Origin of the sequence: Streptomyces sp. NPDC006872 (assembly GCF_040635845.1) — a bacterium.
Classification (GTDB): domain Bacteria; phylum Actinomycetota; class Actinomycetes; order Streptomycetales; family Streptomycetaceae; genus Streptomyces.
Genome location: NZ_JBEYIL010000006.1, coordinates 224,023 through 249,933 on the forward strand (window position 1 = coordinate 224,023; position 25,911 = coordinate 249,933).

Genomic DNA, 25,911 nt, shown 5'->3' on the forward strand with positions numbered 1-25,911 from the left:
GGACGATGACCGCAGGACCTCCGCCGCGAGAGGAGCCCCTGTGACCGGACTGCGCTATGTGTACGCCGTCTGCCGTCCGCTCGGCGCGCCCCTTCAGGCCGACCTGTCGGGCGTGGCGGGCGATCCGCCGAGACTGCTCGCCCACCACGGCCTGATCGCCGTGGTCAGCCATGTGCCGGCGCGGGACTTCGCGCAGGAGGCGCTCCGCCACCGGCTGGCGGACGTGGACTGGCTCGCGGGGACCGCCCGCGCCCATCAGCAGGTGATCGACGCGCTCACGGCCGTCACCACACCGCTGCCGCTCCGGCTCGGCACCGTGTTCCGGGACGACAGCGGCGTGCGCGTGATGATGGAGGAGCGCGAGGACGACTTCCGGCGCACCCTGGAGCGGCTCGCGGGGCGGGTCGAGTGGGGGGTGAGGGTGTATGCGCAGTCCGCGCGGGACGCCGAGGACGACATCCGGCAGCGCGCCGAGCGCTTCGCCGGGCGACTGCACACCGCGCTGTCCGCGCACGCCGAGGACGTCCGTCTGCGTCCGCCGCAGGCCTCCGTCCTCACCGAGGCCTGCGGGCAGAATCTGCTGAACGCCGCCTATCTCGTGCCGCGCGCGCATTCCGAGGAATTCGTGGAAACGGTGGATCGTACGAAGGGCGAGGAATCCGGAATACACGTGGAACTCGCCGGACCGTGGGCGGCCTATTCCTTCGTGGAGTCCGCGGGGGAACCCTGGCCGCCGGGCGAGGAGGCGTGACCGGGGACGTATGACCCAGGACGGATCAGACGGCCTTTCGGCACAGGATCTCTCCGTGCAGGACGCTGAACCAGCCGTCCTCCCGCCGCCCCCACTTCCGCCAGGCCTCCGAGACGGCGCGCAGTCCGTCCACGGTGGCGTGCCCGCCCTGCGTGGCGCGCTCCGCGTAGGCCGAGGCCAGGGTGCGGTCGGCCCACAGGCCGCTCCACCAGGCCCGCTCCTCGGGCGTGCTGAACGTCCAGGTGGCGGAGGTGGCGGTGATGTCGGTGAACCCGGCGGCCAGCGCCCAGGACTTCAGCCGCCGCCCGGCGTCCGGTTCGCCGCCGTTGGCCCGGGCCACCCGGCGGTACAGGTCCAGCCAGTCGTCCATCCCGGGCGAGGCGGGGTACCAGGTCATCGCCGCGTAGTCCGAGTCGCGGACGGCGACGTAACCGCCCGGCCTGGTCACCCGCAGCATCTCGCGCAGCGCCTGCACGGGGTCGCCCACGTGCTGGAGCACCTGGTGGGCGTGGACGACGCAGAACGTCGCGTCGGGGTAATCCAGGGCGTGCACGTCGGCGACCGCGAAGTCGATGTTGGTCAGGCCCCGTCCCTGGGCCGTGGCCCGGGCCTGCTCCAGGATCTCCGGCGCGTGGTCGACGCCGGTGACGTGTCCGTCGGGGACCAGGGCGGCCAGGTCGGCGGTGATGGTGCCCGGCCCGCAGCCGATGTCCAGGATCTTCATGTGGGGTTTCAGCGAGCCGAGCAGGTAGGCGGCGGAGTTGGCGGCGGTCCGCCAGGTGTGCGATCGCAGCACCGACTCGTGGTGTCCGTGCGTGTAGACGGCGGTCTCCTGCGCTTTCGGCATGGCTCTGCCCCTTCTCGACGAAACGGGTCCGCACCGGGGGTCCCGGTGCGATCACGGTATGCCGACAGCCGCATGGTGAGACAGATCGTTTTGAAATATGGACTGATATAGCGTCAGAATCGGTGGGGTTACCCTGAAACGGCCGTTTCCCGTGCGGGGGCGGTTCTCGGCATCGGCGACACCGGAGGTCACTGCATGCGCCTGCTGCTCATCCGTCACGGTCAGACCACCGCGAACGTGGACTACCTCCTCGACACCGCCGTCCCCGGCGCCGGCCTGACCGAACTCGGCGAACAGCAGGCCGCCGCCCTGCCGCAGGCCCTGGCCGACGAGGACATCGACGCGCTCTACGCCTCCACCCTCGTACGCACGCAGCTCACGGCCGCCCCGCTGGCCGCCGCGCGCGGTCTCGACATCCTCGTCCGCGACGGGATCCGGGAGATCTCCGCGGGCGACCTGGAGATGCTCCCCGGCGACTCCGAGCACGGCGAGTTCTACATGCGCACGGTGTTCGCCTGGGCGGCGGGCGACGTGGACCTGCGGATGCCCGGCGGGGAGAGCGGCACGGAGTTCCTGGCGCGCTACGACGGCGTGGTCGCCGAAGCCGCGGCGAGCGGCGCCCGGACCGTCGCCCTGGTCAGCCACGGCGCCGCGATCCGGGGCTGGGCGGCCGCCCGTGTGGACGGCGTCGACGTCCCCTTCGCCGCGGCCCACCGCCTCGCCAACACCGGCACGGTCGTCCTGGAGGGCTCCCCGGCCGACGGCTGGAAGGTCCTGAAGTGGGCGGGCGCCACGGTGACGCCCGCCGGCGAGGGCGGACCGGCGGGCCGACCGGTGACCGGGGCCGACGTCTGACGGGAGCGGGCGGCGGTCTGCCCGGGTCGCGTTCATAACGGTTTGCCGCATCCCGTGGGCGGCCCGCACAATGCGTCCTCATGGGACATCTGGAAGCCGCGCACCTCGAGTACTACCTCCCCGACGGGAGGGCGTTGCTCGGCGACGTGTCGTTCCGGGTGGGGGAAGGGGCCGTCGTGGCCCTCGTCGGGCCCAACGGCGCCGGCAAGACGACCTTGCTGCGGCTGATCTCGGGCGAGCTGAAACCGCACGGCGGAACGGTCACCGTGACCGGCGGCCTCGGCGTGATGCGCCAGTTCGTGGGATCGGTACGGGACGAGACGACCGTCCGCGACCTGCTGGTCTCCGTCGCCCAGCCCCGTATCCGCGAGGTCGCGCAGGCCGTCGACAAGGCCGAGCACGCGATCATGACCGTCGATGACGAGGCGGCCCAGCTCCAGTACGCGCAGGCGCTCTCCGACTGGGCCGAGGTGCGCGGGTACGAGGCCGAGACGCTGTGGGACATGTGCACCACGGCCGCGCTCGGCGTCCCCTACGACAAGGCCCAGTTCCGGCTCGTGCGCACCCTCTCCGGCGGCGAGCAGAAGCGGCTCGTGCTGGAGGCGCTGCTGCGCGGCACCGACGAGGTGCTGCTGCTCGACGAACCGGACAACTACCTCGACGTGCCCGGCAAGCGGTGGCTGGAGGAGCGGCTGAAGGAGACCCGCAAGACGGTCCTCTTCGTCTCCCACGACCGCGAACTCCTCTCCCGCGCCGCCGAGAAGATCGTCTCCGTGGAGCCCTCGCCCACCGGCGCCGACGCCTGGGTGCACGGGGCCGGCTTCGCCACCTACCACGAGGCGCGTCGCGAACGCTTCGCCCGCTTCGAGGAGTTGCGCCGCCGCTGGGACGAGAAGCACGCCCAGCTGAAGAAGCTCGTCCTGAACCTCCGTCAGGCGGCCTCCATCAGCCATGAGTTGGCCTCCCGGTACGCGGCGGCCCAGACCAGGCTGCGCAAGTTCGAGGAGGCCGGACCGCCGCCGGAGCCGCCGCGCGAGCAGGACATCACCATGCGCCTCAAGGGCGGCCGCACCGGCGTAAGGGCCGTCACCTGCAAGGGACTTGAGCTGAGCGGCCTGATGAAGCCCTTCGATCTGGAGGTCTTCTACGGCGAGCGGGTCGCGGTCCTCGGCTCCAACGGCTCGGGCAAGTCGCACTTCCTGCGGCTGCTGGCCGGCGACACCGTGGCGCACACGGGGGAGTGGAAGCTCGGCGCGCGCGTGGTGCCCGGGCACTTCGCGCAGACCCACGCCCACCCCGAGCTCCTGGGCCGCACCCTCCTGGACATCCTGTGGAAGGAGCACGCCCAGGACCGGGGCCCGGCCATGTCCCGGCTGCGCCGCTACGAGCTGACCCAGCAGGCCGAGCAGAGCTTCGACCGGCTCTCCGGCGGCCAGCAGGCCCGCTTCCAGATCCTGCTGCTGGAACTGCAGGGAGTCACGGCCCTCCTCCTCGACGAGCCGACCGACAACCTCGACCTGGAGTCCGCCGAAGCCCTCCAGGAGGGCCTGGAGGCCTTCGAGGGCACGGTCCTGGCCGTCACCCACGACCGCTGGTTCGCCCGCTCCTTCGACCGCTATCTGGTCTTCGGCAGCGACGGCCGGGTCCGGGAGACCCCGGAGCCCGTGTGGGACGAGCGGCGCGTGGAACGGGCCCGGTAGCGCGAAGGGCCCCCGGGACTTTGCCGGCGCACGGAGGGCCCGGGAGCCCGAATGTTCGTACAGTGGAGGCAGAAGTCGGAACGACGGACGGGGCACCACCATGACCGGAGTCGACCCGGACCGGCTGGACGACCAACAGCTCATGAAGGAGCTGGAGACGATCCACCGCACGCGCCACGACACACTGCTCCACGGCTCGAACGACGCCCTGCGCGCCCACAACGACCGCATGGCCCAGCTGGAGGGCGAGTACCTGCGCCGCAACCCACGCCGTTTCGTCTCCCCGTCCCGCACCCGCGAAGGGGCCAGGGAACGGGCCGCCGGGCCGAACGGCGGCCGCGCCCGCCAGACCTCGGCCGACCGGGCAGGCACTCCGGTCGGCAAATGGGGCCCCGGAACGACAGGCGGCTCCGGCGGGGCCTGAGCCCACCGGAGCCGGCCGATGCGTCGGTGTCCTTTCCCTGTCGTCAGCCGCCGCTCCCGACCAGCGCCTGCGCCAGTTCCTGGGCATTGGCGTAGCGGTCCTTGTGCGGCAGGCGTCGAACGGCCTCCACGAGCGTGTCCGGCGCGTATCTGCGGCGCAGGCCCATGGCCAGTGCGCCCGGACCCGCGGGGAAGGAACTGCGCCCCAGGATGCGGCCGAGCTCCAGCCGCACCGTCGCCAGCGACGCCCGGGGGCTGCCCGGCGCCACCGGTCCGCCCCAGACCGCGGGATCGTCCTCGGCGGACGGCTCGGGGTCGTGCCACTCCTCGCTCCGCGTGGGGTGTCCGGACCTCAGCAGGCCCTGCAGTTCGTGCTTCATCTCTTCGTCCCGGTGCACGCTGAGCCGGGCACTGCCTCGCTGCATGTCTCCGCCTCTCCCTCCGGATCGTCCAGATGGCCACCGCGTACCCGAGGACGGGAAGCCGACACAGGAACGACGCAGGCACTTCAGCTCGGCGGCGCGGCGGTCCGGGTCTCCAGCGCGTGCAGCACGGCCACCATGTCCTCGCCGCCGTGGCCCTGCGCGACGGCCTCGCCGTACAGGGTGTGGCAGACGTCCAGGAGCGGGGAGGCCAGGTCGGCCCTGCGGGCGGCCTCCGCGATCAGCCGGTTGTTCTTCAGGACGTCCGCCGCGGCCGCCTGGACGGTGAAGTCGCGGGCCAGCAGCTTGGGCCCCTTCACCCGCGAGACGGCGCTGGCCATCGGACCCGCGTCCAGGACGTCCCGCAGCAGCCCTTGGTCGAGTCCATGCCGGTCGGCGAAGTGGAACGCCTCGGTCAGCCCGGTGACCAGCGTGATCAGGAACAGGTTCACCGAGAACTTCATCAGCAGCGCGCCCGGGACCGGTCCGCAGCCGAACGTCTCCCGGCACATGGGGGCCAGCAGGGGTCGTACGGCCGCCACGGCGTCCTCGTCGCCCGCCAGCATCCCCACGAGTTCGCCCCGCTCCGCCGGGACCCGGGAACCGGAGACCGGGGCCTCGACGTAACTCCCGCCCGCCGCCCGGACGTCGTCCCGCAGACGGCTCGAGTACTCGGCGGAGGTCGTGCCCATGTGGACGACGGTGCGCCCGGCGACGCGCGCGGCGAAGTCCGGTGTGCCGCGCCCCAGCACCGCGTCGACGGCCGGCTCGTCGGCCAGCATGAGGATCACGACCTCGGCCCGCTCGAAGACCTCGGCCGGGCTCGCCGCGACCTCGGCTCCGGCGGCGCGCAGGGGTGCGCACGGGCCGGGCGTGCGGTTCCACACGACGAGCGGCGTTCCGGCACGGGCGAGGTTGAGCGCCATGGGCTGCCCCATGACCCCCAGACCCACGAAACCGACGTACACGTTGCCCTGCCTTTCCCGGTCCTGACCACTCGCTATGACAGCGGTCATAGTAGTCGCCCCTATGACGGCGGTCATAGGGTGGTGCCGGAGCGGCCGAGCGGCCGAGGGCCCACGGGGTGCAGGGGTCCAGGGGGTCCAGGAAAAGGAGGTCGGGGATGGCGGTGTCCGAACGAGGGCCGCGCGAGCGGATGGTTTTCAGCGCGGCCCAGCTCATCCGGCGCGACGGGGTCGCCGCCACCGGTATGCGCGAGGTCGCCGCCCACGCCGGCGCGCCGCGCGGATCGCTCCAGCACTACTTCCCCGGCGGCAAGGAACAGCTGGTCAACGAGGCGGTGGGCTGGGCGGGCCGGTACGCGGGCAACCGGGTCGCCCGCTTCCTCGCCGCGCTGCCCGAACCGACGCCCGGTGCCCTGTTCGCCGAGATGGTGCGGCAGTGGACCGACGAGTACGAGGCCGCCGGCTTCGCGGGCGGCTGCCCCGTGGCCGCCGCCACGGTGGACTGCGCGCAGGCCTCGTCGTCCACGCGGGAGGCCGCCTCGGCCGCGTTCGCCACCTGGACCGGGCCGGTGGGACAGGCCCTGACGGACATGGGCGTGCCCGAGGAGCGGGCCGGTGCACTCGCCACGCTCATGATCAGCGCCCTGGAGGGTGCGATCCTCATCGCCCGTGCCGAGCGGGACGTCCGCGCCCTGACCGCCGTGGCCCGGGAACTCGGCCCCCTCCTCGACGCGGCGACGCGTGCGACGACGGTGAGAGACGTCGGGTGACGTCGGGTGACGTCGAGCGACATCGAGTGGCATCAAGGCGCATTGAGCAAGGGGGACCGGGCGAGGGCGGGTGACCGACCGGCCGGTCGGCTCACCGGAGTGGCCGGGGTCCCGAGTCACCCGCATGGGGGCTTCCGTCCCGCCAATGGCGTCCGGCCGCGCGCGCCCCGCGTTCCCTCGGGCTGTGATGGCTGTGGGGCAGCAAGGCCCCGCCCCGCAGTCACCGGCCGAAGGAGCCGTTCCATGGGTCGCAGCGCCCACTTCCTCTCCGCCCTCGCCGTGGCCGGTGCCGTCCTGGTCGCCGCCGGTCCGGTCGCGTACGCGGATCCCGCGGCGGAGGTCAGCCCCGGCAGCGTCGCCCCGGGCGGCAGCGTCACGGTGTCCGTCTCCTGCGGGCCCCTCGGCGTCGCCGCCCCCGAGAGCGTCGACGCCGCCTCGCAGGCCTTCGCCGACGGCACCGTCAAGCTGAGCAAGGTCCCCGGGGACGACGCGCAGACCGGGCCCGTCTACCAGGGCACCGCACAGATCGCATCCGCCGCCGACCTGGAGGCGAGTCCGGCGGCGGTCGGAACGGACGCCGCCTGGACCGTCGACGGGACCTGCCCGGCGGCGGCCGGCGGACCGGGCAAGGCGTGGAGCGCGACCCTGGACGTCGCGCGCGGCGGGACGCAGCCGTGCGGGTCGGCGACCGTCGGCGTGTCCTGCGCCACCGGTCGACCGTGTCCGCCGGCGGCGCAGGGCGTCTCCCGGCCGAACCCCGACGCCTGCCCCACGGTCGAGCCGTGCGACCGGCCCGCGCCCCAGCCCCGGGGCACCGCGTCCCAGGACGCCACCTGCGCCCCCGCCGCCGTCGGGCACGGCGTCCGGGCCGGTACGGGGGGCGCCTTCACCGACTCCGTTCCCGCGCTCGCCGCCGGCGGTCTGCTGATCGCCGGTGCGCTCGGCGCCGCCGTGCACCGACTGCGCCGCCGCGACCCCGCGAGGAACGCCTGACTCCGCCGCAGAGCCGGTCCGGCCCGGGCTGTGACCGGCGCAACGCGTGGGGACGGTCATGGGGCGAGGTCCCACCGGGTACGCAGAGCCCAGGGGCACGAACGACCTCGACGGCCTCGTCGACCTCGACGGCCTCGTCGACCTCGACGGCCTCGTCGACCTCGTACGGCGGCCCGGTCACGCACGAGCGCCGAGCCTCGTACGAACGCCGGGTCCCGAACGAGACGTCAAGCACCACCCGCTCCACACGTACGACCCGCACCACCCGCACCACACGGCCCACGCCGGCGCCCGGCGGCGGGGGACGGCACAGGACACCGGCGACGGCATCGGGCACGGACTGCGCGGAGGTCGACATGCGGCGGACGGAACCGGAGGACCACGGGCCCGTCCGCTACGGCCCGCCGCTCCCCCCGGACGGGCTGCCGGTGCTGCCCGAACTCGCCTCGGTGCTCGCCGAGGCGGCCGGCCGCGCCGACAGCGAGCCGGTCGGCGGCGGCCCCGCCCTCCTCGACGCGGCCCGCGGCTACTGGGCCCGACGCGGCGCTCCCGCCGAGCCGGGGCGGGTCGTGGCCGGGCCCGGCGCTCCCGCGCTGCTGCTCGCGCTGACCGCCGCCCTCGGCGGCGACGTCCTGGTGCCCCGGCCCTGCGCGGCCTGGTGGGCGCCGTACGCGCGCCTGCTGGGAAGACGCGTCTTCCATGTGGCGACGCCCGCCGAGTGCGGGGGCGTCCCGGACCCGTACGCCCTGCTGGAGACCGTGCGGCGGGTGCGCGCCGAGGGCGGGGACCCGCGGCTGCTGGTGCTGTCCGTCGCCGACGACCCCACCGCGACCGTGGCGCCGCCCGAGGTGCTGCACGAGGCGGTGGAGGCCGCCGTGGGCGAGGGCCTGCACCTGGTCAGCGACGAGACCTGGCGCGACACGCTGCACGCCCCCTACGACACCGTGCTGGTCAGCCCCGCCGAGATGCTGCCCGAGCAGGTCACCGTCGTCAGCGACCTGGCCGGCGCCCTGTTGCCCGTCGGCTGGCCGGCGGCCGTCGCCCGCTTCCCCGCCTCGGCCGTCGGCGACGGCCTGCACGCGCGTGTGCTCGACGTCCTCACCGCCCTCGACGCGCGCGTGGCCGCACCGGTCGCCGCGGCCGCCGCGTACGCCCTGGCCGAGCCGGAGCCGGTCACCGCGCGCACGGCCGCCGCCGTACGCCTGCACGCGCGCGTGGCGGACGCCGTGCACGCCGCCGTGATCGCCGCGGGCGGTCTGGCCCTGCCGCCCCGGGCCGGCCGTCATCTGTACGTCGATCTCGGGCCGCTGCGCGAAGCGCTCGCCGCGCACGGCGTGGGCGACGCACAGGAACTGGAGGACTTCCTCTCCGCCCGGCTCGGCATGCCCGCGCCGGGCGGTCACCGCTTCGGGGACGACCTCGGGGCGCTGCGCGTCCGGCTGTCCACCGGCATGCTGCTGGACGGCACACACGCGCAGCGCGCGGAATGTCTCACGTCACCCACACCGTTGGAACTGCCACACGTGCAACGCGCGTTGACGTTCGTGAGGTCGGTCTTCGACGATCTCCGTGACGACGCTCAGCGATGGGAGCCTCCTCGATGACGCAGCAGTCCGAGTCGACCACCACCAGCACGGTGACCACCGCCGACATCTCCGCCTTCACCTCCGCCGACATCTCCGCCGACACCTCCGCCCCTTCGTCCCCGTCTCCGCTCGCGCCGCCCGTACCGCCCGCACCGCCCGTACCGCCGCTCGCCGAGCCCCGCCGGCCGGGCGAACGGCGGGTGTGGCCGCGGACCTTCCACGACCGGTTGACCTCTCCGCTGCCCGGTCTCAAGGCCATCGCCCGGTTCGCCCGCGAGGGCTCCGTGCGGCCCGGCCGGGAAGGCCTCGCGGACGTTCCCCGACTGCCCTTCGAACCCGGCCCGCTGCCTCGCGTGGACGCCCGCACGATCGCCGTCACCTGGGCGGGACACGCCAGTTGGGTCGTGCGGATCGGCGGCCTGACCGTGCTGACCGACCCGGTCTGGTCCCGCCGCATCCTCGGCACCCCGGCCCGCATCACCCCCGTGGGCGTCCCCTGGGAGGCGCTGCCGCGCATCGACGGGGTCGTCGTCAGCCACAACCACTACGACCATCTGGACGCCCCCACGCTGCGCCGACTCCCGCGCGACACACCCGTGTTCGTGCCGGCCGGGCTCGGTCGCTGGTTCGTGCGCCGCAAGTTCACCCGGGTCACCGAGCTGGACTGGTGGGAGGCGGCCGAACTGTCGGGCGTCCGCTTCGACTTCGTGCCCTCCCACCACTGGTCCAAGCGCACCCTCACCGACACCTGCCGCTCCCTGTGGGGTGGTTGGGTGCTCACCGCCCCCGACGGACAGCGCCTCTACTTCGCCGGAGACACCGGCTACGGCCACTGGTTCTCCCGCATCGGCCGCCGCTACCCGGGCATCGACCTGGCCCTGCTGCCCATCGGCGCCTACGACCCCCGCTGGTGGCTCAGCGACGTCCACTGCGACCCGGAGGAGGCCGTCCGCGCCGCCCTCGACCTCGGAGCGCGGCGCATGGCCCCGATGCACTGGGGCACGTTCGTGCTCTCCGCCGAGCCCGTCCTCGAACCCCTCACGCGCGTGCGTGCGGCCTGGGAGAAGGCGGGGCTGGACCGGGACGCCCTGTGGGACCTGCCGGTAGGAGGCTCGCGGGTGCTGACGTAACCCGGGTGCCGGGCCGGGCGGGTCCCGTAGCGATCGTCGCCGGGGCGGGTGCTACGCGGGCCGGGTTCCCCTGACCCGGCGCCACAGGCTCGGGAGCAAGCCGATCACCACGGTCAGCGCGATCGCGGCGACCACGCCCTCCCAGGGCTCGGGGAACAGCGAGCCGCCCAGGATGCCGATCAGCTGATAGGTCAGCGCCCAGGCCAGACAGGCCGGGAAGTTGCCCCGCACGAAGCGGCGCAGCGGCCACTGCGCCATCAGACAGGCCAGCATCACCGGGATCCGGCCCGCCGGAACCAGCCGGGACAGCACCAGCACCGCCGTGCCGTGCTCGGCGAGCTTCTCCTGTGCCTGCGTCAGCCGCTCCTCCGGCGCCCGCGAACGGATCGCCTCCAGCCAGCGCGAGCCGTTCCTCGACCGCATTCCGCGCCGCCCCAGCCAGTACAGCGCCGCGTCCCCGCAGAACGCCGCCAGCGACGCCGTCACGAACACCAGCGCCAGCGCGAAGGGCGCCGTCTGATGGAAGGCGACCACCGACGCCGAACTCACCAGCGCCCCCGTCGGCACCACCGGCACCAGCGCCCCGATCAGCACCAGCAGGAACAACGACGGGTAGCCGAGGGCCTGTTGGGTGGACTCCGGGGGCACGGCCGTCACGGCCGCGGCGAGCCGCCAGCTCACCGCGCGACCTCCGGGCGCACGCTCTCCCCGTGCCCGAGCCGGTGCACCGCGACCCCCGGCGCACGCTCCGCCGCAAGTCGTACGAACTCCTCGCCGGGGGCATGGAATTCATGGGGGCGCACGGCGTCCATGCCGATCGGCCAGAACGTGCCGTAATGCACCGGCACGGCACTGCGCGGCGCGATCCGGGTCAGCGCCTCGGCCGCGCGCCCCGCGTCCAGGTGCCCCTCGCCGAGATACGGCCCCCAGCCGCCCACCGGCAGCAGCGCCACGTCGACCGGCCCGACCTCCTCGGCCATGTCCTCGAACAGGCCGGTGTCCCCGGCGAAGTACGTCCGCGCCTCGCCGTCGACCACGTATCCGAGTGCGGGGGAGCGGTGCCGGCCGACCGGCAGCCGACGCCCGTCGTGGCGGGCCGGCACGGCCCGGATCCGCAGCTCGCCCACGGTCGTCTCGTCCCCCGCCGCCATCTCGGTCAGCTCCAGCTGCCGCAGTCGGCGCAGCCCGGGGACGGCGCGCGGTGCGCCCCGGGGCACCAGCAGGCGCGTGCCCGGCGCGAGGCGCGCCAGCGAGGGCAGATGCAGGTGGTCGGCGTGCAGGTGGGAGACGAGCGCCACGTCCGCCCGCCAGGCGTCGGGCGGGGGCGGCGCGCCCCGGCGGCGGCGCAGATGAGCCAGGCGGCGGGCGAACAGGGGATCGGTGAGCACACGTACGTCCGAATCCTCCACCGTGCAGGTGGCGTGACCCCACCACGTGATCTCCACCGGCACCCCTTTGCCTCCTTCGCGCGACTCCCCCGAAGCGTACGGGCAGGAGTAGGGTCGGCGGCGAAACCCGGAGGTGAGGGGGACGCCATGGGACCGGTGCGGGTCATGCGGGTCACGGCGATCGCGAGTCTGACGCCGCTCGAGGAACTGGACGACGATCCCTTTCTGGTGGACTCCCGCAGCCAGCACGCGATGTGCGCGCGGTGGGCCGCGGAGCGCGGGTACGTCGTCAGCCGGGAACTGCTGGTGCGCGGGCTGCGCGCCGACCACTGCGTGCTGTGGGACGGGGTCCGGCCCGGCGTCGACCTGTTCGTCGCGCCGAGCCGCAGGGTGCTGGAGAGCGCGCTGTCGTCCGTCGAGGAGTTCTCCGAGGAGTGCGCGCGGCGCGGGGTGCGGGTGGAGACCGTGGGCAGCGCCGAGCCCGCCTACGACGCACAGATGAAAGCCCGGGTGCACCGCAGACTGTCGATGCCGACCGCCGGCTACGACGGGCGATAGCCGCCACGCCGGGTGGCTGTCACCGCGGTGTGACAGGGTGGAAGACGGCCCCCGCGGTCGTCGGGGGCGGAACGCGAGGTGTACGGGGCGTGCGTGGGGTGCGGTGGCGGCGGGCCGTGAGTCAGGTGGGGCGCAGCGTCGCGGTGTGGGGCGTCTCCACGCTCACGATGCTGGTGCTGGCAGGGATCCTGCCGGACTTCCGGCTGCAGTCCGCCGACGGCGACAGCGCCACCACCATCGCCGTGACGGCGGCCGTCGGCGCCGGGGTGTTCGGTGTGCTGTCGGCCCTGGTCTGGCCCCTGCTCGTCCGTCTGCTGCTGCTGGTGCCCGCGCTCGTCCTGGGCCTGCTGGTGTTCTTCCTCAACGGCTCGCTGCTGCTGCTCGCCCTGCGGCTGACCCCCTCCGGGCAGAGCGAGGCGGCGCCCGAGACCGCCGTCATCGTCGCCGCCGTGATGTCCGCCGTCGCCTCCGCGACGGGCGGCGCGCTGGCCGTGCGCGACGACGACGCCTACCGCCGTCGCCTGTACCGCCTCGCCGACCGCCGTCGCAGAGGCGTCCCCGCCTGCCCCGCCACCCCCGGCACGGTCTTCCTCCAACTCGACGGCGTCGGCCACGACGTACTGGTCGGCGCCGTGGACAAGGGCCTGATGCCGACCGTCGCCACCTGGCTGGGCGGGCCGTCCCCGGAGCCGGGCGGCCCACCACGCCCGGGCGACGACCCGCGGCAGGGCGACGACCCGCGGCAGGGCCGCAAGCCCGACCCCCGGATCCGGCCCACGCATCGGCTCACCTCCTGGCGGACCGACTGGTCCAGTCAGACCGGGGCCAGTCAGCTGGGGATCCTGCACGGCAGCAATCACGACGTGCCCGCCTTCCGCTGGTACGAGAAGGACAGCCAGGAGGTGATGGTCTGCAACCGCCCCACCAGCGCCGCCGAACTCCAGCGCCGGGCCGTCGAACACACCGCTGACGGCGGGCTGCTGTCCGCCGACGGCGCCAGCCGCGGCAACCTCTTCAGCGGCGGCGCCGACGAACAGGCGCTGGTGCTGTCCATCGCCACGCGCCGACGCAGCCGGGAGACCCGGTCCCGGTCCGGCTACTTCGCGTACTTCTCCGACCCGGCCAACGCCGTGCGCACCGCCCTGTCGTTCGTCGCCGAGGTCGTCCGCGAGATCGCCCAGTCCACCCGCGCCCGGCTGCGGGAGGACCGCCCGCGCGTGGCGCGCGGCGGCCTCTACCCGTTCGTCCGCGCCTTCGCGACCGTCGTCGAGCGGGACGTCGTCGTGGCCGCCGTGATGGGCGACATGCTCGCCGGCCGCACCGCCGTCTACGCCGACCTGGTGGCCTACGACGAGGTCGCGCACCACTCCGGGCCGCTCGGCCGGGACACCGAGCAGGTCCTCGGCCGGCTCGACCGGGCGCTCGCGCTGATCGGGACCGTCGCCGAGCACGCTCCCCGCCCGTACCGGATCGTCGTCCTGTCCGACCACGGCCAGAGCCCCGGCGAGACGTTCCGCGCCCGCTACGGCCTCACCCTCGGCGACCTGGTGCGGGCCGGCTGCGGACTGCCCGTGCCGCGCAAGGCCGAACGGACCCACAGCGGCGCCGAGGCCCGCGCGGCCGTCCGCGCGGCGCTGCGCCGGCCCGTGGAGGAGGGCGGCGAACGGCATCGGCCGGCCGGCCGCCGCTCGGAGCCGATCGTGCTGGCCTCGGGCAACCTCGGCCTGATCTCCTTCCCCGACGTCCCGCACCGGATGAGCAAGGAGGAGATCGACGCCCGCCACCCCGCCCTGCTGACCACCCTCGCCAACCACCCCGGCATCGGTTTCCTCCTCGTCCGCAGCGAGGAGCACGGCGGGGTCGTCCTCGGCGCGTACGGCGCGGAGATCCCGCTGGACCGACTCGACCGGAATCCGGGCCCGTTGGCCGTCTTCGGGCCCGGCGCGGCCGACGTCGTGCGCCGCACCCACTCCTTCCCGCACACCGCCGACATCATGGTCAACTCCTTCCACGACCCGGCCGACGGCGAGGTCCTCGCCTTCGAGGAGCAGATCGGATCGCACGGCGGCCTCGGCGGCGCCCAGGGCAGGCCCTTCCTGCTGTCGCCGCTCGCCCTGTCCGCGCCCGTCGAGGACGACGAGGAGCTCGCCGGGGCGGAGCACGTCCACCGTGTCCTGGCCCGCTGGCTGCGCGAGTCGAACGGGCCCCAGGTGCCCGTGCAGACGGCGCCGGAGGAGCGCGCCGCCTGAAATTCGGCTGCGCCGACGGGGGCGTGCGCACACACTGGGCCGTACCGATCCGCGCCCTTGCGGTATTCCTCGCCCTTGCGGCATTCCTCCGTTTCCTTCGATTCCTCCGAGGGGTCTTTGCTTTGCAGGCTGCCGTGACCGTCACGCCCTCCCGTATCCCCGAACTCCTGCTCGGCCTCGCCACCGTGCGGCCGGTGTTCCTCTGGGGCGCCCCCGGCATCGGAAAGTCCTCCCTGGTCAGGGAGTTCGCCGAGTCGCTCGGGCTGGAGTGCGTCAGCCTGCTCGGCACCCAGCTCGCGCCCGAGGACCTGATCGGCGTCCCGCAGATCCGCGACGGCCGGTCGGTGTTCTGCCCGCCGGAGGCGATCGCCCGCGACGAGCCGTACTGCCTGTTCCTGGACGAGCTCAACGCGGCCACGCCCGATGTCCAGAAAGCGTTCTACTCGCTGATCCTCGACCGGCGCATCGGCAACTACGAGCTGCCGAAGGGCTCGATCGTCATCGGCGCCGGGAACCGGGCCACGGACAACGCGCTCGCCCGGCCCATCGCCTCCGCGCTCGTCAACCGGCTCACCCACGTCCACCTGGAGGTGTCCGCGAAGGACTGGCTGAAGTGGGCCGCGGGCAATGCCATCCATCCGTGGGTCCTCGACCACCTGATCGACCGTCCCGACCACCTGTGGTCCAAGCCGCCGAAAACCGAGGAACCGTTTTCGACGCCTCGCTCCTGGCACATGCTCTCCGACGCCCTGCACTCCTTCGGACCGGGCCTCGACGAGGACACCCTGAAGGTCCTCGCGCACGGCACGCTGACGCCCGCGCACGCCACCGCCTTCTGCGGCTACGTCAAGATCGTGCGCAGCCGCTACGGCATCGAGGCCGTCCTCAAGGGCGACGCCCCCTGGCCGCACCGCGTCGAGGACCGTGACCTGCTCTACTACCTGGCCGAGTCGTTCCGCGGCCGGCTCCGCAAGGAACTGCCCGCCGTCAAGGAGCACATGTCGGCGAACGGCCGGCAGACGGCGTACCGCGCCAAGTCGCTGCTCGTGCAGCTCGCCGAGATCTCCGTCGAGGTCGCCCAGACCGTCATCGCCTCCGACGCCGACGGCAACCCCGTGCTGCCCGCCTGGTTCCTGGTCGAGGCGGCCCGGGACATGCCCCGCCTGGTGGAGGCGCGCCGGTGAGCCGCGGCGGTCGCGGCGGTCGCGGCAAGAAGAAGCGGGACGCCGCCGCGGAGGCGTTCGCCGAGGGGACGCGGCTGGTGCAGGCCAACCCGGCGCTGGCAGCCGTCGACTTCGGCGTCTGCCGCGAACCGGACTGCGCCATGGCGCCCCGGGACGGGCTCCTCGTCGTCCACTCCACCGGCATGGTCCACGCCCACCCCGACCGGATCGCCGACCCCGCCCTGTGGGCCTGGTCGCTCGCCCACGCCGCCCTGCACCTCGGCTTCGGGCATCTGCCGATCGCCAGGGGCGAACGCGTCCAGCCCGACCGCTTCGAACTCGCCGCGCGCTGTGCCGTCGTCAACCGTTTTCTGCTCACGTTTCCGATCGGCCGCGCCCCCGACGATCTGCCGCGTGCCTACCCCGACGGCACCGAGGAGCAGCTCGCCGACCGCTGGCGGAACAGCGGCCTGCCACCCGTCTACGAGCACTGCGGGACGGCGGGCGGGGAACCCGACCAGGTGCTCGTGACGTGGGAGGACCGGGGCCGGGGCAAGCCCCATGACTGGCAGCTGGCGTTCGCCACCGCGCTCACCCGGACTGTGTCCGCCGCGATGGACATGGCCGCCGGCCGCCGCGACTCCCTCGACGGTGAGACGGCCGACCGGCGGCCCTGGGAGGAGGCGCTGAGCTGGTTCGTCTCCTCCTACCCGCTGCTCGGCGGCATCGCGGCCGGCGTCAAGCTCGTCGCCGACGCCGAACTCGCCCGCGCCTACGGCATCCAGGTCGCCGCCGTGAACGCGGAGGCGGGCGAGATCTACGTCAATCCGCTGCGCACCCTCGAGGACGAGGAGTGGCGCTTCGTCCTCGCCCACGAGATGCTGCACGCCGCCCTGCGGCACGGCGACCGCTGCGGCACCCGCGACCCCTACCTCTTCAACGTCGCCTGCGACTACGTCGTCAACGGCTGGCTGCGCGAGATGCAGGTCGGCACGATGCCCGAAGGGCTGCTGTACGACGCGGAGTTGGCAGGCCTGTCCGGCGAGGAGGTCTACGACCGCATCGCCGGCGACCTGCGCCGGATGCGCCGCCTGGCCACCCTGCGCGGCAAGGGCCTCGGCGACATCCTCGGCGCCCCGATCGGCCCGCCCGGCGACCACGTCGACCTCGACGGCTTCTACCGCCGCGGCCTCGCCCAGGGCCTCGACCTGCACCAGCGGCAGGAACGCGGCTTCCTGCCCGGCGGGCTGGTCGAGGAGATCCGGGCGCTCAGCCACCCGCCCCTGCCCTGGGACGCCCGACTGGCCCGCTGGTTCGACGAGTTCGTCCCGCGCCCCGAGCCGCTGCGGACGTACGCCCGACCCGCGCGCCGCCAGGCCTCCACCCCCGACATCCCGCGCGCCGGCCGCTGGTTCCCGCCGGAGGAGATCGCGCGGTGCACCTTCGGCGTCGTCCTGGACACCTCGGGCTCCATGGACCGCACCCTCCTCGGCAAGGCGCTCGGCGCCATCGCCTCCTACGCCGAGGCCCGTGACGTACCGGCGGCCCGGGTCGTGTTCTGCGACGCGGCCCCGCACGACGCGGGCTACCTCCCGGTCACCGAGATCGCCGGCCGGGTCCGTGTGCACGGCCGAGGCGGCACGGTGCTGCAGCCCGGCATCGACCTGCTGCACCGCGCCGACGACTTCCCGCCCGGCGCGCCGATCCTCGTCATCACCGACGGCTGGTGCGACGTCCTGCGGGTCCGCCGCGAGCACGCCTACCTGATCCCGCAGGGCAGCCGACTGCCGTTCACGGCTCAGGGGCCGGTGTTCCAGGTGCGGTGAGGCGGAGTGTGATCGGATGGGGGACACGGAATCCCGTCCGACGGGAACCCCATCCGAAAGGAAGAACCGTGGCTACCACGCGCTCCGCACACACCGTCTGGGAAGGCAACCTGCTCGAGGGCAACGGTGTCGTGACCTTCGACTCCTCCGGCATCGGTGAGCAGCCGGTGTCGTGGCCGTCGCGCGCCGAGCAGGCGAACGGCAAGACCAGCCCCGAGGAGCTGATCGCCGCCGCCCACTCCAGCTGCTTCTCGATGGCCCTGTCGCACGGCCTGGCCGGCGCCGGCACCCCGCCCACCAGGCTCACCACCTCGGCCGACGTCACCTTCCAGCCGGGTGAGGGCATCACGGGCATCCACCTGACCGTGGAGGGCACCGTGCCCGGCCTGGACGAGGACGGCTTCGTCGCCGCGGCCGAGGACGCCAAGGCCAACTGCCCCGTCAGCCAGGCCCTCAAGGCCGTCCCGATGACCCTCTCGGCCAAGCTCGCCTGAGCGAGAGCGCCGCGCCTGCACGTAGTGCGAGCCTGCACGTAGTGCGAGCCGGCATGTAGTGAGGGCCGGCATGTAGTGAGGGTCGGCATGTGGTGCGGGCCGCCGATCACCGGCGGCCCGCATGCGCTACTCGGCCACGTAGGTGCGGCGCACCCACTTGAAGACCCGCAGTTCGCGACCGTCGTGGTGCGCATGCCGCGTGTCGCTCGGCTCATAGTGCTCATGCCGGTTGCCGAGGAAGAGCTTGAAGGGCTCGGCGGTGTTGGACAGGAAGCGGATCCTCTCGTCGGTGGGAATGAGAGGTCCGCCGCCCTCCAGGATGACGTTGGGGGTCTGCGCCATGGAAATTCACCCTCCATCCGGTGTCGGCTGTGAGCTTTGTCCACTCTCACGCCGAGGCGAGGCGAAGGGCTAGGACCGCCTGCACAAATGCCGGTGCTCCGGTTGGTGCTGCAGCGCAGCTCTGAGCGTTGCCGCTAGGGCTTGCGGGCGACGCCCGCGTACACCGGGACGATGCCTTCCGCCTGGGCGGCCACGTCCTCGGGGTCCGGCCGCCAGCCGGAGACCGGGATGACGCCCGGGCCGAGCAGCTCCAGGCCCTCGAAGAAGCGGGAGAACCCGGGGAGCGAGCGGGGGTGGAACGGGGTCCCGCTGCGCCGGAAGTTCTCTGCGGCCTTCTCGATGGCCTGCGGACTCAGGTCCGGGGTGACCTGGGAGAGGATCAGCCAGCTGCCCGGGGCGAGCGCGCTCACGTACCTCTTCAGCAGGCCGTACACGTCGTCGCCGGCCTCGTCCTCGCCCAGATAGTGCGTGAGCGCCACCAGCGACAGCGCGACCGGCTGCGCGAAGTCCAGGGAGTCGCCGGCCCGCCGCAGCAGCGTGTCGAGGTCGCGGACGTCGGCGTGCACATACTGCGTGGAGCCCTCGGCCGAGCTGCGCAGCAGCGCCTCGGCGTGCCGCAGCACGATCGGGTCGTTGTCCGCGTACACGATCTTGGACGCCGGGGCCACGCCCTGCGCCACCTGGTGCAGGTTGGGCTCGGTGGGGATCCCGGTGCCGATGTCCAGGAACTGGCGCAGACCGGCCTCGGCGGCCGCCCGGACGGCGCGCTGCATGAACCGGCGGTTGGCCCGCGCCCCACGCAGCACCGTGCCGTCCACGGCGAGGATGCGGCGGGCCAGCTCCTCGTCCACGGGGTAGTTGTCCTTGCCGCCCAGCCACCAGTCGTAGACACGGGCCGGATGCGGCCTGGTGGTGTCTATCGGGGCGGCGGTCTGCTCTGCCTCGGATCCGGTCATGGCGGTTCTGCTCCTGGAGGATCGGTCGAGAGTCCGGAAGAACGTGGGCCGCGTCGCGCGCGGGCGGCAGGCCGGCCGGTCGGCTGTGCTCAGAGGTTCGCGCGGACGGACCGCAGGATCTCCTTGGTGCGCTGCGCGGACGCGGCATGGGTCGTCATGTGGTCGAGGACCTCCAGGTGCGCGGAGACCTCCTTGCGATCGTCGAGGTACAGAGCCCCGGTCAGATACTCGGTGACGACCATGTCGGGCAGCTCCGGCTCGGCGAAACGGAACAGCGAGAACGGCGCGGACGTCCCCGGATGCGGGCCGGACGCGAACTCGGAGACCTGCAGGGTGATCCGGTCGCGCTCGGCGAACTCCACCAGCTTGTCGAGCTGTTCGGCCATCACGTCCGCCTCGACGCTCACCGGGCGGCGCAGCACCGTCTCGTCCATCACCACCCACAGATGCGGCGGGTCGCCGCCTTCCAGCAGCCGTTGGCGGGCCATGCGCAGTGACACGTGCCGTTCGAGCGAATCCGGGGTCGTCCGCCCGACCGTCCCGGCCTCCAGCACGGCACGTGCGTAGGCCTCCGCCTGCAGCAGCCCGGGCACGAAGTGCGGCTCGTAGGAGCGGATCAGCCGGGCCGCGCCCTCCAGGCTCACATACAGGCTGAACCACTCCGGCAGCACGTCGTGGTAGCGCTGCCACCAGCCGGGCCGGTTCGCCTCCTCGGTGAGCGAGACGAACGCCTCGGCCTCCGCCTCGGGGACGCCGTACGTCTCCAACAGCACCTGTACATAAGGGACCTTCAGGGCGACGTCGGCCGTCTCCATACGGCGCACGGTCGCCGCGGCCACGCGCAGGGCGCGGGCCGCCTCCTCGCGGCCGAGGCCGGCTGCCTCGCGTAACTCCTGCAGCCGCCTGCCGAGTACCACCTGGCCCACCGTGGGTGCGGGCCGTCGCTCACTCACGCCACGTCTCCCCTACGTGTCCGGGCACGCGGGCCAGTGTGACACGTTCCGGCGTCGATCTCACGAGAACGGAGTCCAACATTCACCTGGGAATCTACCCGAGAATTTCACTGATGGATCATCAGTTCACCAGCGAATGAAGATATTTGGCCGTGGCGGGGTCCGCCGGGAGGAACGTCTCGATGGCCAGCTCGGCGACGGTCACGTCCATCGGGGTGTTGAAGGTGGCGACGGACGAGAGGAAGGAGAGCGTCCGCCCCTCGTGCTCGATCTGCATCGGCAGCGCGAAGTACGGTACGGAATCCGCCTGTTCGACAGCTGCGGCGGCCTCGGGGACCGGATAGGCGGCGACCTCCTCGTACAGCTCCCGAAGCGCCGTCGAGCGGTACAGAGCGATCTGGCGCTCCATCTGTGCGAGCAGGTGGCCCCGCCACTCCCGCAGGTTGCGGATGCGCGGCGCGAGGCCCTGCGGGTGGAGGGTGAGGCGCATCGCGTTGAGCGGGGGCGCGAGCAGGGACTCCGGGACGCCGTCCAGCAGCATCGCGATGCCCCGGTTGGCCGCCAGCACGTCGTACCGGGCGTCCATCACCAGCGCCGGATACGGCTCGTAGCCCTGGATCAGCCGCTCCATGCCCGCGCGCAGCGCGTCCAGCGCCGGGTCGTCCAGCGGGGTGTGCGGGTAGCGGGGGGCGTGACCGGCCGCCAGGAGCAGCGCGTTGCGCTCGCGCACGGGCACGTCGAGGTGCTCGGCGAGCCGCAGCACCATCTCCTCGCTGGGCCGGGAGCGGCCCGTCTCGACGAAACTGATGTGCCGGGCCGAGGAGTCGGCGCGCAGCGCCAGTTCCAGCTGACTCATCCGCCGCCGCACCCGCCAGGCCCGCAGCAGCGGGCCGACGCCCTGGCCGACGGAGTCGGCGGGAGCGGAGGGAGTGGCGAGGGCGGAGGGAGTGGTGGGGGCGGCGGAGTCGGCGCTCGTACCGGTCGAGACAATGGTCATAAGCACGACCGTAGTTGAGGCCCGAAGGTTCAGGGCTGAGGGTGGTTCAGGGCCGAGGGCGGTTCGCCGAGGGCCGAGGGCTGAGGGCCGAGGGTCGAGGGTTGAGGAGAGAGCGGATGAACGACTGGCGGAAGTCCTCCTTGGAGTCGGCGGCGGTGTACCGCGCCCGGGTCCGGGGCTGTCTCCTCGGCGGAGCTCTCGGTGACGCCCTCGGCTACGCCGTCGAGTTCTCCTCCCTCGACCGCATCCGCGCGGCCCACGGCCCGAGGGGTCTGACCCGCCTCGTTCCGGACGGCGAGGGCGTGGTCGGCCGGGTCAGCGACGACACCCAGATGACCCTGTTCACCGTCGAGGGGCTGCGGACGGCGGCGCGGCGGGCCCGGCTCAAGGGCATCGGCGGCGCGGAGACCGCCCTGGTCCGCCAGGCCTACGGGCGCTGGCTGGAGACCCAGCAGCGGCCGGGACCGGCTGACGGAGTCAAGGGCGGCCTCCTCGCCGAGCCCTGGCTGTACGCCCGCCGCGCCCCCGGCAACGCCTGTCTCTCCGGGCTCGCCCAGGAGTACGTTCCCGACCCGCGGGCCGAGCTGAGCGGCGCGCCCGGACCGGTCAACCCCGGCTCCAAGGGCTGCGGCACGGTCATGCGCTCGGCCCCCTTCGGACTCGCCCACCGCTCCGCCGAGCAGGCCTTCGCGACGGCCGCCCGCTGCGCCCAGACGACCCACGGCCACCCCACCGGCTACTACGCGGCCGGCGCGCTCGCCGCGATCGTCGCGTACCTGGTGCAGGGGGAGTCCGTCGAGGGCGCGACGCTGCGCACCCTGCGGCTGCTCGGCCGCCACTCCGGTCACGAGGAGACCTCGGCCGCGCTGAACCAGGCCCTCGACCTGGCCGCCGAGCGCGAGCCGACTCCGGAGAAGGTGGAGAAGCTGGGCGCGGGCTGGGTCGCCGAGGAGGCCCTCGCCATCGGGGTCTACGCGGTGCTGGCCACCCGCCGGGTGGAGGACGCCCTGCTCCTGTCCGTGAACCACTCCGGCGACAGCGACTCCACGGGATCGGTCTGCGGCAACGTCCTGGGCGCCCGGCACGGCGACGTGGGGCTGCCGCACGAGTGGGTGGAGCAGGTCGAGGGCCGGGCCACGATCATCGCGCTGGCGGACGACCTGGCGGCGGAGTGCGCTGGTGACTGAGCAGGGGAAACCCGTCTGACCAGGGCTGCGGCGGCTCTCCTGTGGCACGCTTGACAGGTATGCGCTGCCCAGGAAGGGAGCCGGGCCATGGCCGTCGAACCGCTGTCGCCGAAGGAGATCGAGGAGCGGCTGTCCGAGCTGCCCGGCTGGTCCCTGGACGGCGACCGCCTCACCCGCACGTACCGGCTCGGCTCCCACTTCGCCGCGACGGCCCTGGTCGTGCATGTCGCACGGATCCAGGAGGAGCTCGATCACCACTCCGACCTCACCCTCGGCTACCACTCGGTGTCCCTCGCCGTGAACACCCACAGCGTGGGCGGCGCCGTCACCGAACTCGACTTCGAACTCGCCCGTCGCGTGACGGACGCGGCTCCCGCACACGGAGCGCACTGACCTGTGCACTGACCTGCGCGCCGGCCCGCCGACCGGCACGGGCACAGGCGTGGGCACGGGTACAGGGACGACTACCGATACGGGCACGGGTACGGGGACGGGGACGACTACCGATACGGGCACGGGTACGGCTGCGACGGAACGGGAGCGCGCGTGCTGGACTACGAAAAGGAAGCCGAACGCTACGACGTCTCGCGCGGCGGCGAGCCCCGGGCGGCCGCCGCCGCGGAGGGCGTCCTCGGCCTCGTCCCGGTTCAGGCGCGCAGCCTGCTGGACGTCGCCTGCGGTACGGGCATCGTCACCCGGCGGCTCGCGGCCGGCCGGGCGGGCCTGCGGGTGACGGGCGTGGACCGGGCGCCCGCCATGGCCCGGCACGCCGCCGTCCGGCTGCCCGGTGCGGTCGTCCTCGCCGACGGCCGCCGACTCCCCTTCAGGGAGGGGGAGTTCGACGCCGTCAGCAGCGTGTGGCTGCTGCACCTCGTCGAGGATCCCGTGGACACGCGGCGGATCGTCGCCGAATGCGCCAGGGTGCTGCGGCCCGGCGGGACGTACGTCACCACGGTCGACAAGGGCGCCTCGCACAACGTGGGCAGCGACATCGATGTCGTGCTGGCCTCGCGTCCGCGCCGGTCGGCCTCCGACACCGCCGCGCTCGTGGAGTCGTACGCCGTCGGATGCGGCCTGGTCCCGGCCGGGCAGGCCCGCTTCCCCGGCCGGGGGCAGGGGCGCAGCCCGCGCCGGGCCATCTCCGACCTGCGACGCGGGTGGTTCGTCACCCTGCCGCCGGGACACCCCCTGGCCGACGACTTCGCCGACCGCCTCGCGGCGCTGCCCGACCAGGACCGGCCCCGCCCGGATCCCGCGTTCACGCTGAGGGCGTTCCGGAAACCGATTCCTGGTTCGTTTCCGGACGGGTGAAGTCCATGACCCAGTTGGTCAGCCAGGTCTCCCCGCCGTCCAGCGAGAAGGCCTGCTCCCAGCGGGCGGACGTCTCCGAGACCCCCGACCAGACGAACCGGGCCCGCACGTCCTCGCCGTCGTGCGTGTCGTCGCCGTAGAACACACCGCGGTCACGCCGACCGTCACCGGAGTCGGCGCGGGAGTCTCCGTCGCCGCCGAAGCAGCCGATCACCGGCGGAAACAGTCTGCCGCTGCTGCTGGACGACCAGTTCAGCGACCACCGACGGCTCTCCCGGTCGAAGAGCCGCAGCGTCAGCCCCTTCGCCCCGAGATGCGGCATGTCGATCTCGTCGATGTTCGCGGCCCCGTCGAACAACGGCCAACACCGGGTCGTGGACGGGAACTCCTCCCACTCGCTGCCGGCGTCGAGGAAGTCGGTGCGCCGACGGTGGCGGACCTCCCACTCGCCGTGGAGGAAGTCGAAGTCGTGCGGGCTGCTCATATGCGGTCTCCTGTGGTGCCTTCGGGCAGGGAGTCGGCCAAGTAGGCCTCGAGGTCCGGGACTCGGGGTGCTTCGCGGGCGAGGATGTGCCGTACCCACGCGTCCCGTTCGTGCAGGATCGGCGGCAGTTCCCAGACGCAGCCGATCCACGGCACGTCCGGGGTGACGAAGTGGGTGGGGTCGAGGTCGGGGCAGCCCAGCACCGGCTGGCCCGCCGCCGCGCCCCGGAAGTGCAGGACGTTGTCCCACGCCCAGCTGTACGCGTTCAGGTAGGCGCCCGTGTCGTCGCCCCGGTGCAGCACGACGAACGTGGCGGGCGGGGTCCCGTCCGGCTCCGGCAGCAGCCGCGGCAGGATCGCGTACGCGGCCCGCTCCACCTCGGGTGCGATGCCCGCGGGGTCCCGGGTGACGTGGTAGCGCTTGATCCGCCGTCCCGCCACCTCGATGGGCGGCGGCACGGTCAGGAGTTTCTCGGCGAAGACCGAGGTCGGGGGTGAGGCAGAGGTCGGGGGTGAGGCAGCGGGCGAGGCAGAGGGTGAGGTCGATGTCATGGCGGCGACGTTAGGCGCGCTTCACTGCCATCCTGTGTCAGTGAAGTCCAGTCGACTCGTCTCGATCCTCCTGCTGCTCCAGACCAGGGGCCGGATGACCGCCGCCCAGCTCGCCGAGGAGCTGGAGGTCTCGGTCCGCACGGTCTACCGGGACGTGGACGCGCTGAGCGCGGCGGGGGTCCCGCTGTACGGCGACGCCGGTCACACCGGCGGCTATCGCCTGCTCGACGGCTACCGCACCCGCCTGACCGGGCTGAACGCGGACGAAGCCGAGGCCCTCTTCCTCGCCGGTGCGCCCGGTGCGGCCGCCGAGCTGGGCCTGGGCTCGGTCCTCGCCGCCGCCCAGCTGAAGGTGCGGGCCGCGCTGCCGCCGGAACTGCGCGCCCACGCCGACCGGATCAGCGGACGCTTCCATCTCGACACGCCGGGCTGGTACGCGCAGGCGGCGGAGGCGCCGTATCTCCCGGCGGTGGCGGACGCGGTGTGGAACAGCCGGGTGCTACAGGTCCGCTACCGCCGCTGGGCCGAACCCACCGACGTGGAGCGCCGCCTGGAACCGTACGGCCTGGTGCTGAAGGCGGGCCGCTGGTACGTCGTCGCGGGACCGGGCCCGCGCACCTTCCGCGTCGACCAGATCCTCGAACTCGCCGCCCCGGACGAGGAGTTCACCCGACCCGAGGACTTCGACCTGGCCGCGTACTGGACGGCGTACCAGCGGGACTTCCACGACCGGCTCCACCGGGGGGAAGCGGTCGTCCGACTCGCGCCAGGCGTGCGGCTGCCGAAGTCGGTCGACGGACCGACGGACGAGCGAGGTTGGACGCTCGCCACGGTCCCGATCGAGTCCGTCGATCACGCGCATGGCGAATTCCTGCGCCTGGGCACGGACATCGAGGTGCTGGAGCCGCCCGAGCTGCGCGAACGCATGGCCCGCACGGTTGCCGAACTGGCCGAAAGATACGGCAACTTGACTGCCAGCGGCGGCGACTGAGTGCGGAACCCGTCCGTCC

Annotated in this window: 27 protein-coding genes and 1 pseudogene; 17 read left to right on the forward strand and 11 right to left on the reverse strand. The window is 73.3% G+C overall.

Annotated elements, in window-relative coordinates; genetic code table 11:
• The first annotated feature begins 40 nt into the window (after positions 1–40).
• The gene (locus ABZ725_RS19795) at positions 41–751 is read left to right on the forward strand and encodes a GvpL/GvpF family gas vesicle protein (protein WP_358803902.1); all 711 of its coding nucleotides are present in this window, start codon (positions 41–43) and stop codon (positions 749–751) included.
• Between the two features lie 25 nt (positions 752–776).
• Here ABZ725_RS19795 and ABZ725_RS19800 read toward each other — a convergent pair whose 3' ends face one another.
• Entirely contained in the window at positions 777–1,598 is an 822-nt protein-coding gene (locus ABZ725_RS19800; RefSeq protein WP_358803903.1) for a class I SAM-dependent methyltransferase, read from the reverse strand.
• Between the two features lie 195 nt (positions 1,599–1,793).
• On the opposite strand from ABZ725_RS19800, the gene ABZ725_RS19805 reads away from it, so the two are divergent.
• From ABZ725_RS19805 to ABZ725_RS19815, 3 genes and pseudogenes are all read left to right on the forward strand, one after another.
• The gene (locus tag ABZ725_RS19805) at positions 1,794–2,453 is read left to right on the forward strand and encodes a histidine phosphatase family protein (protein WP_358803904.1); all 660 of its coding nucleotides are present in this window, start codon (positions 1,794–1,796) and stop codon (positions 2,451–2,453) included.
• A gap of 80 nt (positions 2,454–2,533) precedes the next feature.
• Positions 2,534–4,153 (forward strand): ATP-binding cassette domain-containing protein, encoded by a 1,620-nt coding sequence (locus ABZ725_RS19810; RefSeq protein ID WP_351905048.1) that lies wholly within the window; start codon positions 2,534–2,536, stop codon positions 4,151–4,153.
• Between the two features lie 100 nt (positions 4,154–4,253).
• Positions 4,254–4,469: pseudogene (locus tag ABZ725_RS19815) on the forward strand (DUF6158 family protein); the annotation flags it as partial.
• Between the two features lie 151 nt (positions 4,470–4,620).
• Here ABZ725_RS19815 and ABZ725_RS19820 read toward each other — a convergent pair.
• Positions 4,621–5,001, reverse strand: a complete 381-nt coding sequence (locus ABZ725_RS19820; RefSeq protein ID WP_358803905.1) for a DUF2795 domain-containing protein — start codon at positions 4,999–5,001, stop codon at positions 4,621–4,623.
• 83 nt (positions 5,002–5,084) lie between these two features.
• The gene (locus ABZ725_RS19825; RefSeq protein ID WP_358804143.1) at positions 5,085–5,966 is read right to left on the reverse strand and encodes an NAD(P)-dependent oxidoreductase; all 882 of its coding nucleotides are present in this window, start codon (positions 5,964–5,966) and stop codon (positions 5,085–5,087) included.
• 155 nt (positions 5,967–6,121) lie between these two features.
• Between ABZ725_RS19825 and ABZ725_RS19830 the strand changes: the two genes are divergently transcribed.
• The 4 genes from ABZ725_RS19830 to ABZ725_RS19845 all read left to right on the forward strand — a co-directional run bounded on the left by ABZ725_RS19830 (position 6,122) and on the right by ABZ725_RS19845 (position 10,442).
• Positions 6,122–6,733, forward strand: a complete 612-nt coding sequence (locus ABZ725_RS19830; RefSeq protein WP_358803906.1) for a TetR/AcrR family transcriptional regulator — start codon at positions 6,122–6,124, stop codon at positions 6,731–6,733.
• A 243-nt stretch (positions 6,734–6,976) separates the two neighbouring features.
• The gene (locus tag ABZ725_RS19835; RefSeq protein WP_358803907.1) at positions 6,977–7,726 is read left to right on the forward strand and encodes a hypothetical protein; all 750 of its coding nucleotides are present in this window, start codon (positions 6,977–6,979) and stop codon (positions 7,724–7,726) included.
• Between the two features lie 356 nt (positions 7,727–8,082).
• Positions 8,083–9,330, forward strand: coding sequence for an aminotransferase class I/II-fold pyridoxal phosphate-dependent enzyme (locus ABZ725_RS19840; protein WP_358803908.1), 1,248 nt, complete (start codon positions 8,083–8,085; stop codon positions 9,328–9,330).
• Complete coding sequence (locus ABZ725_RS19845; RefSeq protein WP_358803909.1) at positions 9,327–10,442, forward strand: MBL fold metallo-hydrolase; 1,116 nt, start codon at positions 9,327–9,329, stop codon at positions 10,440–10,442. The genes ABZ725_RS19840 and ABZ725_RS19845 overlap by 4 nt, the downstream gene beginning before the upstream one ends.
• A gap of 51 nt (positions 10,443–10,493) precedes the next feature.
• On the opposite strand, the gene ABZ725_RS19850 is transcribed toward ABZ725_RS19845, so the two are convergent.
• Both ABZ725_RS19850 and ABZ725_RS19855 read right to left on the reverse strand, forming a co-directional pair.
• Complete coding sequence (locus ABZ725_RS19850; protein ID WP_358803910.1) at positions 10,494–11,123, reverse strand: VTT domain-containing protein; 630 nt, start codon at positions 11,121–11,123, stop codon at positions 10,494–10,496.
• Positions 11,120–11,893 (reverse strand): MBL fold metallo-hydrolase, encoded by a 774-nt coding sequence (locus tag ABZ725_RS19855; protein WP_358803911.1) that lies wholly within the window; start codon positions 11,891–11,893, stop codon positions 11,120–11,122. The genes ABZ725_RS19850 and ABZ725_RS19855 overlap by 4 nt, the downstream gene beginning before the upstream one ends.
• Positions 11,894–11,977: 84 nt before the next feature.
• Between ABZ725_RS19855 and ABZ725_RS19860 the strand changes: the two genes are divergently transcribed.
• From ABZ725_RS19860 to ABZ725_RS19880, 5 genes are all read left to right on the forward strand, one after another.
• Positions 11,978–12,388, forward strand: a complete 411-nt coding sequence (locus ABZ725_RS19860) for a hypothetical protein (RefSeq protein WP_351914766.1) — start codon at positions 11,978–11,980, stop codon at positions 12,386–12,388.
• An 89-nt stretch (positions 12,389–12,477) separates the two neighbouring features.
• Positions 12,478–14,637, forward strand: coding sequence for a phage holin family protein (locus ABZ725_RS19865; RefSeq protein ID WP_358803912.1), 2,160 nt, complete (start codon positions 12,478–12,480; stop codon positions 14,635–14,637).
• Between the two features lie 122 nt (positions 14,638–14,759).
• Positions 14,760–15,821 carry a MoxR family ATPase gene (locus ABZ725_RS19870; RefSeq protein ID WP_358803913.1) on the forward strand — a complete coding sequence of 354 codons (1,062 nt, stop codon included), beginning with the start codon at positions 14,760–14,762 and terminating at the stop codon, positions 15,819–15,821.
• Entirely contained in the window at positions 15,818–17,626 is a 1,809-nt protein-coding gene (locus ABZ725_RS19875; RefSeq protein ID WP_358803914.1) for a hypothetical protein, read from the forward strand. Before ABZ725_RS19870 ends, ABZ725_RS19875 begins: the two co-directional genes overlap by 4 nt.
• Before the next feature lie 68 nt (positions 17,627–17,694).
• A complete protein-coding gene (locus ABZ725_RS19880) occupies positions 17,695–18,120 on the forward strand; it encodes an OsmC family protein (protein WP_358803915.1) in 426 nt (141 codons plus the stop codon).
• Between the two features lie 126 nt (positions 18,121–18,246).
• Here ABZ725_RS19880 and ABZ725_RS19885 read toward each other — a convergent pair whose 3' ends face one another.
• The 4 genes from ABZ725_RS19885 to ABZ725_RS19900 form a co-directional block, all read right to left on the reverse strand.
• Complete coding sequence (locus tag ABZ725_RS19885) at positions 18,247–18,462, reverse strand: DUF5988 family protein (RefSeq protein WP_351914756.1); 216 nt, start codon at positions 18,460–18,462, stop codon at positions 18,247–18,249.
• Positions 18,463–18,596: 134 nt separating this feature from the next.
• The gene (locus ABZ725_RS19890; protein ID WP_358803916.1) at positions 18,597–19,418 is read right to left on the reverse strand and encodes an SAM-dependent methyltransferase; all 822 of its coding nucleotides are present in this window, start codon (positions 19,416–19,418) and stop codon (positions 18,597–18,599) included.
• An 89-nt stretch (positions 19,419–19,507) separates the two neighbouring features.
• Positions 19,508–20,371: a helix-turn-helix transcriptional regulator gene (locus tag ABZ725_RS19895; protein WP_358803917.1), complete on the reverse strand. Its 864-nt coding sequence runs from the start codon at positions 20,369–20,371 to the stop codon at positions 19,508–19,510.
• A 121-nt stretch (positions 20,372–20,492) separates the two neighbouring features.
• On the reverse strand, positions 20,493–21,368 hold the full coding sequence (locus tag ABZ725_RS19900) for a helix-turn-helix transcriptional regulator (RefSeq protein WP_358803918.1): 876 nt from the start codon (positions 21,366–21,368) through the stop codon (positions 20,493–20,495).
• A 116-nt stretch (positions 21,369–21,484) separates the two neighbouring features.
• Between ABZ725_RS19900 and ABZ725_RS19905 the strand changes: the two genes are divergently transcribed.
• The 3 genes from ABZ725_RS19905 to ABZ725_RS19915 all read left to right on the forward strand — a co-directional run bounded on the left by ABZ725_RS19905 (position 21,485) and on the right by ABZ725_RS19915 (position 23,866).
• On the forward strand, positions 21,485–22,555 hold the full coding sequence (locus ABZ725_RS19905) for an ADP-ribosylglycohydrolase family protein (protein ID WP_358803919.1): 1,071 nt from the start codon (positions 21,485–21,487) through the stop codon (positions 22,553–22,555).
• A gap of 87 nt (positions 22,556–22,642) precedes the next feature.
• On the forward strand, positions 22,643–22,948 hold the full coding sequence (locus ABZ725_RS19910) for a 4a-hydroxytetrahydrobiopterin dehydratase (RefSeq protein ID WP_358803920.1): 306 nt from the start codon (positions 22,643–22,645) through the stop codon (positions 22,946–22,948).
• A gap of 153 nt (positions 22,949–23,101) precedes the next feature.
• Positions 23,102–23,866: a class I SAM-dependent methyltransferase gene (locus ABZ725_RS19915; RefSeq protein ID WP_358803921.1), complete on the forward strand. Its 765-nt coding sequence runs from the start codon at positions 23,102–23,104 to the stop codon at positions 23,864–23,866.
• Here the strand turns inward: ABZ725_RS19915 and ABZ725_RS19920 are convergent.
• Positions 23,814–24,350 (reverse strand): hypothetical protein, encoded by a 537-nt coding sequence (locus ABZ725_RS19920; protein WP_358803922.1) that lies wholly within the window; start codon positions 24,348–24,350, stop codon positions 23,814–23,816. The genes ABZ725_RS19915 and ABZ725_RS19920 overlap by 53 nt on opposite strands.
• Positions 24,347–24,808, reverse strand: coding sequence for a hypothetical protein (locus tag ABZ725_RS19925; RefSeq protein ID WP_358804144.1), 462 nt, complete (start codon positions 24,806–24,808; stop codon positions 24,347–24,349). Before ABZ725_RS19925 ends, ABZ725_RS19920 begins: the two co-directional genes overlap by 4 nt.
• A gap of 133 nt (positions 24,809–24,941) precedes the next feature.
• On the opposite strand from ABZ725_RS19925, the gene ABZ725_RS19930 reads away from it, so the two are divergent.
• The gene (locus tag ABZ725_RS19930; RefSeq protein ID WP_358803923.1) at positions 24,942–25,892 is read left to right on the forward strand and encodes a YafY family protein; all 951 of its coding nucleotides are present in this window, start codon (positions 24,942–24,944) and stop codon (positions 25,890–25,892) included.
• Positions 25,893–25,911 lie beyond the last annotated feature (19 nt).